This window comes from Pseudomonas sp. D47, from assembly GCF_045447305.1.
Classification (GTDB): domain Bacteria; phylum Pseudomonadota; class Gammaproteobacteria; order Pseudomonadales; family Pseudomonadaceae; genus Aquipseudomonas.
Genome location: NZ_JBJGXU010000100.1, coordinates 1 through 13129, shown reverse-complemented (window position 1 = coordinate 13129; position 13129 = coordinate 1). Strand labels below are relative to the sequence as shown.

Annotated in this window: 12 protein-coding genes; 5 read left to right on the top strand and 7 right to left on the bottom strand. The window is 61.9% G+C overall.

Annotated elements, in window-relative coordinates; all coding sequences use genetic code 11:
• The 4 genes from ACI77I_RS30640 to ACI77I_RS30625 form a co-directional block, all read right to left on the bottom strand.
• Positions 1-1023, bottom strand: a 1023-nt coding sequence (locus tag ACI77I_RS30640; RefSeq protein ID WP_406999907.1) for a bpX6 domain-containing protein, incomplete at its 3' end; no start/stop codon positions are given.
• Entirely contained in the window at positions 1016-2821 is a 1806-nt protein-coding gene (locus ACI77I_RS30635; protein WP_406999905.1) for a hypothetical protein, read from the bottom strand. The genes ACI77I_RS30635 and ACI77I_RS30640, both read right to left, overlap by 8 nt.
• The gene (locus ACI77I_RS30630; RefSeq protein WP_094953171.1) at positions 2808-3254 is read right to left on the bottom strand and encodes a hypothetical protein; all 447 of its coding nucleotides are present in this window, start codon (positions 3252-3254) and stop codon (positions 2808-2810) included. Before ACI77I_RS30630 ends, ACI77I_RS30635 begins: the two co-directional genes overlap by 14 nt.
• Positions 3251-4372, bottom strand: coding sequence for an AAA family ATPase (locus ACI77I_RS30625; RefSeq protein WP_242150163.1), 1122 nt, complete (start codon positions 4370-4372; stop codon positions 3251-3253). Before ACI77I_RS30625 ends, ACI77I_RS30630 begins: the two co-directional genes overlap by 4 nt.
• 91 nt (positions 4373-4463) lie before the next feature.
• On the opposite strand from ACI77I_RS30625, the gene ACI77I_RS30620 reads away from it, so the two are divergent.
• From ACI77I_RS30620 to ACI77I_RS30610, 3 genes are all read left to right on the top strand, one after another.
• On the top strand, positions 4464-4952 hold the full coding sequence (locus ACI77I_RS30620) for a GFA family protein (protein ID WP_406999903.1): 489 nt from the start codon (positions 4464-4466) through the stop codon (positions 4950-4952).
• Between the two features lie 94 nt (positions 4953-5046).
• The gene (locus ACI77I_RS30615; RefSeq protein ID WP_406999901.1) at positions 5047-6870 is read left to right on the top strand and encodes a serine hydrolase domain-containing protein; all 1824 of its coding nucleotides are present in this window, start codon (positions 5047-5049) and stop codon (positions 6868-6870) included.
• Positions 6871-6886: 16 nt separating this feature from the next.
• A complete protein-coding gene (locus ACI77I_RS30610; protein WP_094953187.1) occupies positions 6887-7678 on the top strand; it encodes a MipA/OmpV family protein in 792 nt (263 codons plus the stop codon).
• Between the two features lie 365 nt (positions 7679-8043).
• Here ACI77I_RS30610 and ACI77I_RS30605 read toward each other — a convergent pair whose 3' ends face one another.
• Entirely contained in the window at positions 8044-9321 is a 1278-nt protein-coding gene (locus tag ACI77I_RS30605) for an ATP-binding protein (RefSeq protein WP_094953179.1), read from the bottom strand.
• Complete coding sequence (locus ACI77I_RS30600) at positions 9322-10029, bottom strand: winged helix-turn-helix domain-containing protein (protein ID WP_094953181.1); 708 nt, start codon at positions 10027-10029, stop codon at positions 9322-9324.
• A 157-nt stretch (positions 10030-10186) separates the two neighbouring features.
• Between ACI77I_RS30600 and ACI77I_RS30595 the strand changes: the two genes are divergently transcribed.
• A complete protein-coding gene (locus ACI77I_RS30595) occupies positions 10187-11386 on the top strand; it encodes an MFS transporter (RefSeq protein ID WP_406999898.1) in 1200 nt (399 codons plus the stop codon).
• Here the strand turns inward: ACI77I_RS30595 and ACI77I_RS30590 are convergent.
• Positions 11342-11944 carry a tRNA-(ms[2]io[6]A)-hydroxylase gene (locus ACI77I_RS30590; protein ID WP_083358633.1) on the bottom strand — a complete coding sequence of 201 codons (603 nt, stop codon included), beginning with the start codon at positions 11942-11944 and terminating at the stop codon, positions 11342-11344. The genes ACI77I_RS30595 and ACI77I_RS30590 overlap by 45 nt on opposite strands.
• 156 nt (positions 11945-12100) lie before the next feature.
• Between ACI77I_RS30590 and ACI77I_RS30585 the strand changes: the two genes are divergently transcribed.
• Positions 12101-12964, top strand: a complete 864-nt coding sequence (locus tag ACI77I_RS30585) for a universal stress protein (protein WP_094953184.1) — start codon at positions 12101-12103, stop codon at positions 12962-12964.
• Positions 12965-13129: the final 165 nt, after the last annotated feature.

Genomic DNA, 13129 nt, shown 5'->3' with positions numbered 1-13129 from the left:
GAAGTTGCCCTCTTCGAACATCTCCAACATGCGCTGCATGTAGGCGGCCTGGCGTTTGCCATACAGTTTGGAGAGCTGGGAATGCTGGGTCAGCCGAGTCAACAGCCGGCGCCACGCGGCAGGTTTGTGCCTGCGCGGGGTGGCACGCGCAGCGATGCCTGGGGATGCAGGGGCAACCGGCCTAGGCGCGGCTTTGGCGGGTGCCGACGCGCCACGATGTAGGAAGCGGTTCAACCCGTACAGTAACGCGGTGATCACAACCATCCAGATCATGGCACTCAGGAGCATACCGCTGAACGACTGTGTGTGCGTGGCCAGCGCGGCTGCGGGCGCGCTGTGGCCGAAGAGGCGGATCAACCCTCCCACCAGCACCAAGCCAATCACGATTTTCAGCACCGGGGATGAGACTTCGCGGGCGGGAGTCGCGTTGTTTTGCGCAGACGACAAGCTGGCGCCAGCCCCTGTACTCGGCGTGTGACGCTGGCGCTCCAGCAGCGCTTGCATCACCGCTTCACGCTCCGGGCTGACGGGCTCCAGTGGCCCACCAAGGATTTCGCGCAGGTCGGTGACCACCGCGTCCGGCACCGTGGCAGGCAACGGGGTATGGCAGTCAAACGTATCGAGCAGCGTGTAGGTGCTGATGTCGAGCCACAGCCCAGGCGTCAGCACGTGAGCATCGCGCAATTGCAGGCCGTCGACTTGACTGCCGCGTACCAGCCACAGGTCGGCAGCGGCCAGCCCTTGCAGTTCATCGGGGTGCAACGCGGCAGACGACAAGCCCCGGCCCTGGCGGATCAGCGGCCAGCCATGCAGGCTTTCGCAGTGCACCGGGCACGGTGTGTGGAACTGCAGCAAGTCGCCGTCGGCAAAGCGATAGGCACGCGCGTCGGTTTGCCAATAGTCGAGGATCAAGCGCCGGCGCTCGCCTTCATCAAAGCGTTCGCCGGCAAACCATAGGCCATCAATCTGTTGGTGCCCGGTCAGTAGCGGGCGGCGAATCAGCATCCGTTCTGGCTCAAGCATTGGCACCTTCCTGAGTGAGCTGCGGTGCCTGGTTGCACATCACTTGCAGGCGCATGGCGCGCTCGGCAAGCGAGTAAACCAGTAATTCCCGGTCAGTGGTCAATACGGCGATCAAGCCGCTCATAGGGCAAAAGCTCGCGCGGGCAATCGGCGCCGAGGTGGTAAACAAATTGCGCTGTTGCCCCTCGATGTACAGCCCGACGCTGTGCTGGTTCGGCCCCAGCAGCACCAGTGAGTAGAGCTGCCGTTGGCCGAACGCATGGTGCAGGCCGATGGCTTTCCAGCCCGGCGCCAAGTCGATCTGTTCGTGCTTGGCCGGAAAGCTTTCATGGGTGACCAGGCGCCAACTTTGATTACCGTCCTGGGTGGTCAGCAGCGCGCAACCGCCGCAGTACTGCCGCCAGTAAAAGTTGGCGGCCAACAGCACTTGGCTGACGCCCGCTGCCGAGCCGACAGCATGACCATTGGCGCGTAAACCGTCGGCAGACCCCGAATACGCGACGATCTGCCCGCCTTCGCTGCGCGCATAGGCGATGGTCATGGGGTCGACCTGCACCAGGCTCAGCACGTCGTCCGCCACTTGGCAGAGTTGACGCGACTTCCAGTAGGCAAGCCGTCCCTGGCTGTCGAGCAGGTAGACACGCACTGAGTTCTGGCTGTGCAGCCAGACACTCGGCAGGAACGTCGCGGTGCCCGGTGGCAGTTGCAGCTGTTCACGGGCGGGCTTGTCGACGGTGGCCATACCGGGGATGTTCCAGAACGTCAGGCTGTCGTTATCGCTCAACACGGCACCGAGGCTGCGATGGTGAAAGGTGGTGCTCAACACGCGCTGATGCTTGCCCCACAGACGGCGTCGAACCTCCAGGGACTTTTTCTGGTTCTTGTGCGGCAGCTTGATCACCACCATGCCCGGCTCATCGAGCAGGCGCAGCGCCACATGGTTACCGGCGCTGGAGATCACGGGCGGCAAGGTCAACGCTACCCGTGGCACCGCACGTGCGAGCTTCGACGGCGGTGCCTGGACTTCATCGTCGAACTGACCTGTGAGCAGTTGCGCCGCGCGCCCTTCATCCGGCATGGGCAGCAGCACGCGCCGTACCGACCCGGCCTGCAACTCAAACGACAGGCTGCGCCCATCCAGGCTGCGCTGCACCTGCACCCGATGCGTATAGGTCTGGCTTGCGTCCTTGGGCAATCGATGCCCGACTGTCCAGCACTCACCCAGCGTCTCGCCCTGCGCGGCCAGCCATTCATGCCAGGCGTGCCAGTGCGCCGGGGCGACACTTTCATAGGTGCGCGCCTTGAGCAGCCGTTTGAGCTGCGCCGGGCTATCGAATTCATGCAACACCGGCGAGCCTTGCAGGATGCCCCAGCGCAACTGCGCCCCCGACTCCTCGGCACGCCGGGCCAACAGCGTCAGCAAGGCGATATGCACCAACCGCGCGGCGCCCAATTGCAACGGGCCTGCGTCGAACAGCACGACAATCAGGCGATTAGCTTCGCGGGCGCGGTACTGCGGTGCCAGGAACATATGTTCGCCGCCGACGGCCCGACGCATGAACTCATCGGGCACTTCGTCAGCCAACAGCCATTCGCTGGAGAGCAGGCGTTCATAAGGACCACGCCGTTGCAGATCACCCACGCCGTCAGGCTCTGGCACACCGCCCTGCTGCATGCCGCGCAGTGGCCCAAGTACCGGGTTGAGGCGCCCCAGCAGGTCGGCGAACAACGGCAGATGTTGCGGCGCGAACCACACCAGCCATTGGCGCCAGGGTTGCAGGGCTTCAGGCAGTTGCATCGCTTGCTCCCCAGTAAGTCGCTATCCGCTGAAGATGCTCGACAGACACCGGCAACAGGCGATCCAGCGGCACCACCGCTGGCGGTTCGCGCCACAACAGCAAGGGCGAGCGCTTGAAACGCGCCGACAGCGTCTGGCCGAGCAGGTCCACCGGCACTGTCGGTTCCCAACTGGTGGGCAGCCACACGCCAGGCGCGCCGGGGTGCGCTGCGGCGTATTCCACGCCATCGACCCAAGGCAAATCAACCGCCGCCCCGGTCACCACCAATACGTCGCCGCTGGCAGTGGCGTGCAAGCGCGAAGCCTGTTCATCGGCAAGCAACAGCAAGCGCGCCTGCAAGCGGCGTGCGGCATCGCCCCAGGCCACCGCCGCCTGAGGGTCCGCGGGCAGCTGCCGCGGGCGCCAGGCCCAGGTCTGCGTGCCAGCAATCATGGCGTCGGCGTCAGCAATCGGGCCAGTTGGCCGCGTACGTGCTGCAAGGGTTCCGGCAGGGTCTGGCTATTGAAGTTGGCATCGATTTCGCGCAACAGGCTTTCCAGCGCCGGGCTGGCTGGCGGCTCGCTACGTGCCAGGTAGTCTTGTGCGGTTTCAAGCAAGCGATTCAAACGCGCCATCGGTTGCAGGGTGGCCTCTTCGACCGCACTGAACAAATGGCTGTTGCTGGACGCGGCAAACAGGTCCCGCAGCACCTCGCGGCCATGTTGCTGGGTTTCCTTGGTCGGTAGCACATACAGCAGTGGCCAGAGATCAGCGTCGCTGGCTTGCAGCCGCCCGCCCAACAACGCAGCGGCCGCGATCAGCCGTTGGGACTTGACGATGCGGCGGTCCGACAGCTGGATGCCGGCTTCGCGCAGACGACGAATCGCCTGGGCCAGAGCCGGACGTACGGCGCCCAGGTCGACGTTTTTCAAGGCTTGGCTCAGCGTGTCCAACTGGGCCAACCCCAGCAACTGTTGCACCGGCCGCTGCTCCGACTGCCAACCGCCCGCGAGCATCGCTTCCAGTTGATTGTCCGGCACCGACTCAACAAACAAGTGCAACAGGAAGCGGTCGCCAAATGCCGCCAGTGCTTCATCGTCCGGCAAGCCGTTGGCAGCCCCGACGCACACCCGCAAAGGGCATTGGATTTGGGTATGGCCACGGCGAAAGCGGCGCTCGTTGAGAACGCCCAGCAAGGTATTGAGAATGGCGGTCGAGCCCAGGAAGACCTCATCGAGAAACACGATATCGGCCTCCGGCAGCATGCCGCTGACATCGGTTTCGACCGTGCCTTCACGCAGTTTCTTCAGGTCCACGGCACCGAAAAGCTCCGACGGTTCAGTGAAGCGCCCCAGCAAGTACTCAAAGTAGCGCCCACCCATGGACTGCGCCACACGGCGTACTACGGCGCTCTTGGCCGTGCCGGGCGGACCGATCACCAGAATGTGCTCCTGGGCGACCGCTGCCAGCACAATCAGCTCGGCCAATTGCTCGCGCCCGACCAACCCCTCGGTCGCCATACGCACAGCGTGGCGGATTTGCGTGGCAGCGCTTTGCAAGTGAGCAATCATGGGTGTCTTCCCTGAAACCAAAGCGGAGAATCTTGCCTGAGGCTAAGGTATTAGCAAAGTGTTGTTACAACCTGCCTTGAGGAGTCAGCTCATGCAACTCGAAGGATCCTGCCATTGCGGCGCCGTAACATTCAGCCTAAACAGCCAGCATCCCTATCCCTACCAACGTTGCTACTGCTCGATCTGCCGCAAGACCCAAGGCGGCGGCGGTTATGCGATCAACCTTGCCGGTGATACGCAAACCCTGAAGGTACAGGGTCGCAGGCAGATCTCGATCTACCACGCCAGGCTCAAGCCCGAGGGCGCCAGCCGCGCGCATGCGAGCACCGCCGAACGGCATTTCTGCTCGCAGTGCGGCAGCGCCTTGTGGCTGTTCAGCCCGCAGTGGCCTGAGCTGATTCACCCGTTTGCCTCAGCCATCGACACACCCTTGCCGGTGCCGCCGGAACACACGCACCTGATGCTCGGTTACAAGGCGCCGTGGGTCGAGGTCAGCGTGTGCAAAGGCGACTTGCAGTTCGATGAATACCCCGAAGCGTCCATCGCCCACTGGCATGAACGCTTAGGGCTGGCGCGTTAACAGTCTTTGACAGTTTCTCGACAAAGCTCTCAAAGATTGTTGGTCAGCTGCGCCCTAGCATTCGAGCATCCAAATCACCATCCGGGTGCTCTTCATGTTTCGCACATTGCGCGGTATTCCGCTGTTGGGTTGCCTGCTGGGCAGTCTCGGTTGCCATGGGCAACCGCCTGCCCCGCCGCCGATTCCCAAGGGTGATTACGGTGCGATCATTCGTTACCTGCAAGCGCGTATTCCACAGGAGATGGCGCGGGAAAATGTGCCCGGGCTGTCGATTGCGCTGGTCAATGGCCAGGAGCTGATCTGGGCGCGCGGTTTCGGCATGGCCGACAAGGCCCAGGGTGTGCCGGTGACGCCGAACACGGCGTTCCGTGCCGGCGGCATTTCCAAACTGCTCACCGCCACGGCGGCGTTGCAGTTGGTTGAACAGCAGCGTCTGGCGCTGGATGCGCCGATCCAGCAGACCTTGCGCGAGTTCTACGTGCGCTCGCGCTTTCACAGCGACCAAGACGCCGCCGACCGTGATATCACCCTGCGCCGCTTGCTCAGCCATCAGTCCGGCCTGCCCAGTGAACACCTGCGTGACCTGCGCAGCACCTTCGCCATGGGCCAGATGCCGATGCGCGTGTCCGGCGTCTGGCTGAGCAGCCCACCCGGTTCGCAAGTGGCGTATTCCAACCTCGGTTATTCGCTGGTGGGCGCGGCCATTGAGCGGGTCAGCGACAAAAGCTTTGAAGCGCAGATGCAAACCAGCCTGCTCAAGCCGCTGGAGATGAGCCAGTCGAGTTTTGTCGGCACCGGTACACAGCTGAGCTTCCGCGCCTTGGGCTACGAGGACGGCGTGGCGAGCACCGACGCCCAGGTGCGTGACCTCGCCGCCGCTGGTTTGTGGGCCAGCCCGAAAGACCTGAGCCACTACGTGCAGATGCTGTTCGCCCAAGGCCTCTACAAAGGCAACCGGGTGTTGGGCAACGCGTCGATTGAGGCGATGCTCACCCAACAAAATACCGGCAACGCACTGGATTTCGACTGCCAGATGGGCCTGGGCTGGTTCCTCGCGCCGTGCGGCGATGAGCCGGTGGGCTCCGGTGTGCGCACTTATCAGCACAGCGGCGGTGGCGACGATTTTGCCGCGCAGTTGAGCGTGCTGCCGGACCAGCAATTGGCAGTGATCATCATGGCCAATGACAGTAACGCCGAAGAACTGGTCGCCCGCCTCGCCACCGACGCGCTGCGCCTGTTGCTGCAGGCGCAAACCGGCGAAGCGGTGTGCGCCGACGACTGCCAGGTACCCAGCCATGGGCTCAAGTTGCGCCACGTGCCGGCGGCCGTCGACCGCAAGCGCCTGGCCGGGTTTTATGCCACGGCCTGGGGCGTGTTCCGCATCAAGGATGAGAACAACCGGCTGGCCGGCGAGTTGGCCGGGTTCGACTTCGAGTTATTGCGCGACGATTCCGGCTGGCTGCGGGCGCAGAAAAAGGTCCTGGGCTTGTGGTTCAAGGACCTCGGCGACCTGGGCCGCGTGCAACTCGATGTGGTCACGGTGCAGGGTCGCCAGATGCTCACCGCCCGCAGCCACGGCCAGCGCATTGCTATTGGCGAGCGTATTGACCCGCCGCCGCTGCCCCTGGCCTGGGCCGACACCATCGGCACGTATCAAGTGCTCAACACCCACGAGCCCGACGCGCCTTTGAGCGGCATCAGCGTGCGCCTCGAAGAAGGCTTCCTGGTGATTCGCGGCCACTTGCACGACGAGCCGCTGACCGACTACATCCTGCTCCCCGTCGACAACGCCCACGCAGTCCTGGCCGGCAACGGCTACGGCCTGGGCGACACCGTAAGCCGCCAGGTCAATGGCCTGAGCGCTTCGGGCTATTCCTTCAAACGTACCCACTCGCCCCACAACCGCCTGGATTTCTAACATGGACGAACCCCTGATGCGCTCAAAAAACCTCTGCCTGTCGTTCACCTCGCTATGCCTGCTCGCCGCTGCCGACACCGCGATTGCCGAAGACTGGCAATACAGCCTCAAGGCCGGCGTGGCCAACGCGCCGCGCTACAGCGGCAGCGACGAACGCATGACCGCGCCATTGCTGGGCGGCAAAATCGTCAGCCCCTGGGGGATTTTCCTCGACACCGGCAAGGGGCTGGGCTGGGGCTACGAAGGCAATGCCCTGAGCTTCAGCGCCTACGTCGGCGCCAGCAGCGCGCGCAAGGATAAAAACGAAAGCTTGCATGCCGGTTCCAAGCGCCTCAAGGGTATGGGCGAGATCAAGTCGCGCCCGCAACTGGGCGTCAGCGCCGCCTACAACCTGGGCGGCGTGATCGTCGGCGCGACGTTGGAACACGCGCTCAAGGAAGATGACCACAAGGACACCGGCAAGGCCTACACCCACCTTGAGTTGAGCCTGGGCACCAATTTGTATGAAGGCCGCTACGGTTCCGTGGACGCCAGCCTCAGCAGCCACTTCGGTGACCGCGAATACCTGATGACCTGGTACGGCGTGACCACCGGCCAAGCCGCACGAAGCCGCTTCAAGGAGTACAAGGCCGGTGCAGGCAATATCAGCAACGGCATGAACCTGGTGTGGAGCATGCCGATCAGCGAGCACACCCAATTCTCGACCTTGCTGGATGTGCAGTATTTGGCGGATGAAGCGGGCAAGAGCCCGATTGTGGAGCGGCGGTTGCAGACATCGGTGATGGGGGTGCTTGAGTACACCTTCTGACTTGGGAGTGAGGGCTGGCGTGCCTGTGATGCAGACACTTCGGTGTATCAGGCATAACCAGTTGATGCCATCGCAGGCAAGCCAGCTCCCACAGAAAAGCAGAGCACTGCGGGGCTGGCTGCCGAACAAGGTCAACGTGTGGGAGCGGCCGTGCGACTTGCTCGCTCCCACATTGGGATCTCATTACATCAGCTAGATGGGGTGCTCTGCTTCTGCTCTGCTGTGCTTCTACCACTCAGGTCAGCTAATAGGCCGCCGTGCTCTTGCTTGTGATCTTGATCTGAGGCGCCCCGTTAAACCACGCTGGCCGCAGCAACGGATATGTACTCCATCGACCGAAACAAAAATGGTCATAGCTCCCAGCCCTACTCAGCATAAGCCCAAGTCATCCGAAACGACGCCCCGCCCCACTCCGAATCCAGCACTTCCACCTGCCCACCATGCCACTGGCTAACCCGCTTCACCAACGCCAACCCCAAACCAAACCCACCGGTGCGCCGGTCACGGCTGGTGTCCAGCCGCAAGAAGGGCTCGAAGATCTTCGCCCGGCCCTCCAGCGGCACACCCGGGCCATCGTCGTTAACCCGCACTTCGTAGCCACTGCCAAACTTGACCAACGACACCTCCACCCGCCGCTCGGCATAGCGAATGGCATTGCGCAGCAAGTTGATGACCGCACGGGCCATAAAGCGCGGTTCAATCTGGATAAAGTCGACCTCACAGGTACGCAACGACAACTGCACCCCCGCCGCCTCGGCTTCCAAGGCCACACTGCCGATCACACTGTCGAGCCAGCTGTGGGCCTCAATGTTTTCCCGAGTAACCTGAGTGGCGCCGCGCTCCAGGCTGGCGTAGGTGAGCAGCTCGGAGACCATTTCTTCCAGCTCACCCAGGTCGGCATACATGTCAGCGATCAGCGCACGGCTCTGGCGCGGGTCGGACTGTTGCTTGAGCTGGTCGAGTTCAAATGACAAGCGCGCTATCGGCGTGCGCAGTTCGTGGGAGACCGCGTTGGTCAGTTCGCGCTGGTTGGCGATCAGGCTTTCGATGCGTTCGGCCATCTGATTAAAGTGCCCAGCCAGCTCACGCACGGTGGAGCGGCGCGGCAGCAGGATGCGCGACGCCAAATCGTTATCACCAAAGCGTTGCGCGGCCAGGCGGATATGCTCCAAGTCACGCCAGTGCGGGCGTACCCAAAAATACAGCACGATGGCCAGGCTCACGCCCAGAAACCCATAGGCCCACAGGTAGAGCCACTTGGGTTCCTCCGGCAGTTTGATTTGGAGTAATTGCGGGCCGTCGTCAATCGTGGTCAAGAACTCCATAAAGTCCCCACGCACGACCAGTTGGCCGTCAGCCAGCAGTTTTTGCTCGCGTTCGTTCAGCGCCAAGGTATCGCGCGGCACCAACTTCAGGTGCAGCCCGTAATGGGGCTGAAGCTCAGCCAGGCGAGCGTCGCGGGCCGCCCCCTGCACCGGGCGCAATTGTTCCACCACGCCGTAAGCCGGCCCGCGCAAAGCTTCACGGTTATAGACTTCGTTGGCTTCGGGCAATAACTCGTCGAAGGTGTAGTTGACCAGCCAGATCGCCCCCGCCAAACCGAGCGCCAGGATCACATACAGGCGCAGAAACAGCCGCAGCATCTAGACCTCCCACGCAAACGGGTTGAACAGGTAACCCTTGCCCCAAATGGTCTTGATGCACACCGGCTCACGCGGGTTGTCATTAAGCTTGCTGCGCAATTTGCTGATGTACACATCGACGCTGCGGTTCAGGCCATCAAAAGCAATGCCGCGCATGCGGTTGAGGATGTCGTCACGCGAGAGGATCTTGCCGGCGCTGCTGGCCAGCAGCCACAGCAGCTCGAATTCCATGGTGGTGAGGTCAATCTTATCGCCGCCCAGGCTGACCAGCCGGCAACTGCGGTCAATCGCCAACTGACCGAACTCCAGAGCACCGCGCACCGTCGGCTCGGGCACCTGGCGACGTTGCAACGCGCGCAAACGGGCGAGCAGCACCGGTGGTTTGATGGGTTTGATCACATAGTCGTCGGCACCCGACTCAAGGCCGAGGATGTGGTCAAGGTCGTCTTCCTTGGCCGTCAGGATCACGATCGGTGTGTCGGACACGTTCCGAATCTCGCGACACACGTGCAGGCCGCTCTGGCCCGGCAGCATCAGGTCGAGTACGACGATCTTCGGCTTGAAATCGAGGAACGCGGCCAAGGCCTTATCGCCCCGGTGCACCACCCGCACCTCGAAACCGTGTTGCGACAGAAAATGTGCGATCAGCCCCGCCAGCTTTTCATCGTCCTCAACGAGCAGGACCTTGCCCAGACCCAGGTTTTCCATAAGTTCTCAGTGTGTGCGCGCGGATTGAAGTGCGGCCATTATAGGTGGCAAGCTGTCCGGCAGAAGCGGTTGACCGGTTTTGCCTGACGAAGCTTCATACTTTTAAGAGTTTTTAACAAATTGCCTGCAATCTTTAACGCCATTCACAGGGAGTTGTATGCGCAAGGATTATCTGGCGTTCTTTGTTTCACTGTTCCTGTCGCGGCTGGCGGACCAGATCCTGCTGTTTATCGTGCCGCTGATCGTGTTCCAGACCACCAACAGCGTTTCCTGGGCGGGGCTGGCGTTCTTTGTCGAGTCGCTGCCGCGTTACCTGGCCTTCCCGGTGTGCGGCGCATTGTGCGACAAGTTCTCGCCGGTGCGCATCCTGCATATCAGCCAGGTTTACCGGGCGCTGGCGTGTGTGGTGGCGGTGGCGTTGTACGGCGTGTTCGACGGTATCTATTGGCTGGTAATTCTATCGGCGCTGTGCGGGGTGTTGACGACCCAAGGCATCATGGCGCGCGAAGTGGTCATGCCGCATATCTTCAAGCATTACACCTATGCCAAAACCTTGTCCTACTCACAAATCGCCGACCAGAGCGGCCTGGTACTGGGGCCGTTGGTGGCGGCGTTGATGCTGCAGGTCTGGGCCTGGCATTGGGTGGTCATTGGGATTGCCGGGCTGTTTGTGCTGGCGGACTTGGCGATGCTGGTGTGGCAGCGCAACACCACGGTCAGCCTGGAAAGTTTTGAGCAGCACCAAGATATCTGGCTGCAACCGCTGCGCATCGCCTTTGGGCATATCCGCAACCTGACGGAGTTGAAGCGGGTCATTACCCTGGCCGTGGGCGTTAATTTGATCATCGGCGTGACGCTGGCAACGTCCGCCGCCATGGTCACTGGCCTCTACGCTGCCGGCAAGGATGCCTACGCCCTGCTGCAGGCTGCCGGCGCGGTGGTGACTATCGTCATTCTGTTTTACTTGGCGCGCGCAACCGTTCCCTTGAAAATGCTGGGAGGGCTCTCCTATGCAATGATTGCGGCAGGCGCACTGATCATGGCGATCAGCCCCAACCTCTGGGCGTATACCCTGGGCTTCCTGCTGATCACCGGCTTCGACAAGATGTTCAATGTGTACATGCGCAGCACGCGTCAACGGGTGATTCCGGTGCAGGACTTTGGCAAGACCGTGGGCGTTATCACGCTATTCAACAACTTGGCCCAGCCATTGGCAGGCCTGGCGATTGCCGTGCTGGCAGCGCCACTGGGTACACAAACGGTGATCCTGCTGCTGGCCGGGATCACCGCACTGCTCGGCGTGGCCGTCGCTTCAGGCTGGCACGCCACTGTGAAAGCGGAACTCGATGTCGGGTGATTCGATCAGTTCCTGCTCGGCCGCCCTCACCCGCTCGATCACTTGGGCGACGTCTTTGGCGTCGCCGTACTGGTAGGCCAGTTTCAAGTAACCCTGAAAGTGCCGGGCCTCGCTTTTAAGCAAACCGAAGTAGAACTTGCCGAGTTCTTCGTCCAAATGCGGCACCAGTGCTTCGAAACGCTCGCAACTGCGCGCTTCGATAAAGGCGCCGACCACCAGCGTATCCACCAGTTTGACCGGCTCGTGGCTGCGCACCACTTTGCGCAAACCTGACGCATAACGGCCGGCGTGCAGTTGGCGCAGCTCGACTTTGCGCTTTTTGATCAAGCGCATGACTTGCTCGTGGTGCACCAGCTCTTCGCGGGCCAGGCGCGACATCATGCTGATCAGGTCAACATGGGCGTGGTACTTGGCGATCAGGCTCAGTGCGGTGCTGGCGGCTTTGAATTCGCAGTTCTTGTGGTCGATCAGCAGGGTTTCCTGATCGGCCAACGCAGCCTGGACCCAGGCGTCGGGGGTGCGGCAGCCGAGGAATTCGTGGATTTCGGGCAGGTTCATCGGGCTCACGGGCAAAAGGATCACAAAAGGGCGCCGATTATACCGACCCCGTCGCAGACCACCAGCCGCCGGCTTTGATGTGCATCAACATGACGCCTGGCGAGCAGCAACTATAGTTGTCCAAGGCCCCTTTTTCCCGTCTCTGGAGATCCGTCCATGCAAGCCATTCGCAGCATCCTGGTGGTCATCGACCCCGAGCACTCGGAAAGCCTGGCCCTCAAGCGCGCCAAGCTGATCGCCGGCGTCACCGGCGCGCACCTGCATTTGCTGGTCTGCGACAAGAAACACGAGCATTCGGCATTGCTGAGCCTGCTCAAGTCCGGCTTGCAAGAAGACGGCTACAACGTGAGCACCGAGCAAGCGTGGAACGACAGCCTGCATGAAACCATCATTGAGGTGCAGCAAGCCGAGGGCTGCGGCCTGGTGATCAAGCAGCACTTTGCCGACAGCCCGCTGAAAAAGGCGCTGCTGACGCCGGCGGACTGGAAACTGTTGCGCTACTGCCCGACGCCCGTGCTGCTGGTGAAAACCTCCACGCCGTGGGCTGGCAAGGTTGTGCTGGCGGCGATTGACGTGGGCAACAACGACAGTGAACACCAGGCACTGCACAACACCATCATTGACCACGGGTTCCAAATAGCGAGCCTGGCCAAGGCGCAATTGCACGTGATCAGCGCCCATCCGTCGCCCATGCTGTCGGCGGCAGACCCGACCTTCCAGCTCAAAGAAACCATCGAGGCGCGCTATCGCGAGCAGTGCAAGGCGTTCCAGGTCGAATTTGACGTGGATGACGCGCACCTGCACATCGAAGAAGGCCCAGCAGACGTCTTGATCCCCCACGCGGCGCATAAATGGCAGGCGGCGGTGACCATCATCGGCACCGTGGCGCGCACCGGGATTTCCGGGGCGTTGATTGGGAATACGGCGGAAGTGGTGCTGGATGCGGTGGACAGCGATGTGCTGGTGCTCAAGCCGCAGGAACTGATGGATCACCTGCAAGAGCTGGCGACCAAGGCCTGACCCAAACCCTTCATACAATGAAGATCATTGTGGGAGCTGGCTTGCCTGCGATAGCCATTGGTATCTACGCGATTTTTTGTGTTGCGTTAAGTTTTTGGCGGGTTTAGGTAGATTGAGTACATATCCGTTGCTGCGGTAACGGCTGCTTAGGGTTCCGCCCTTACG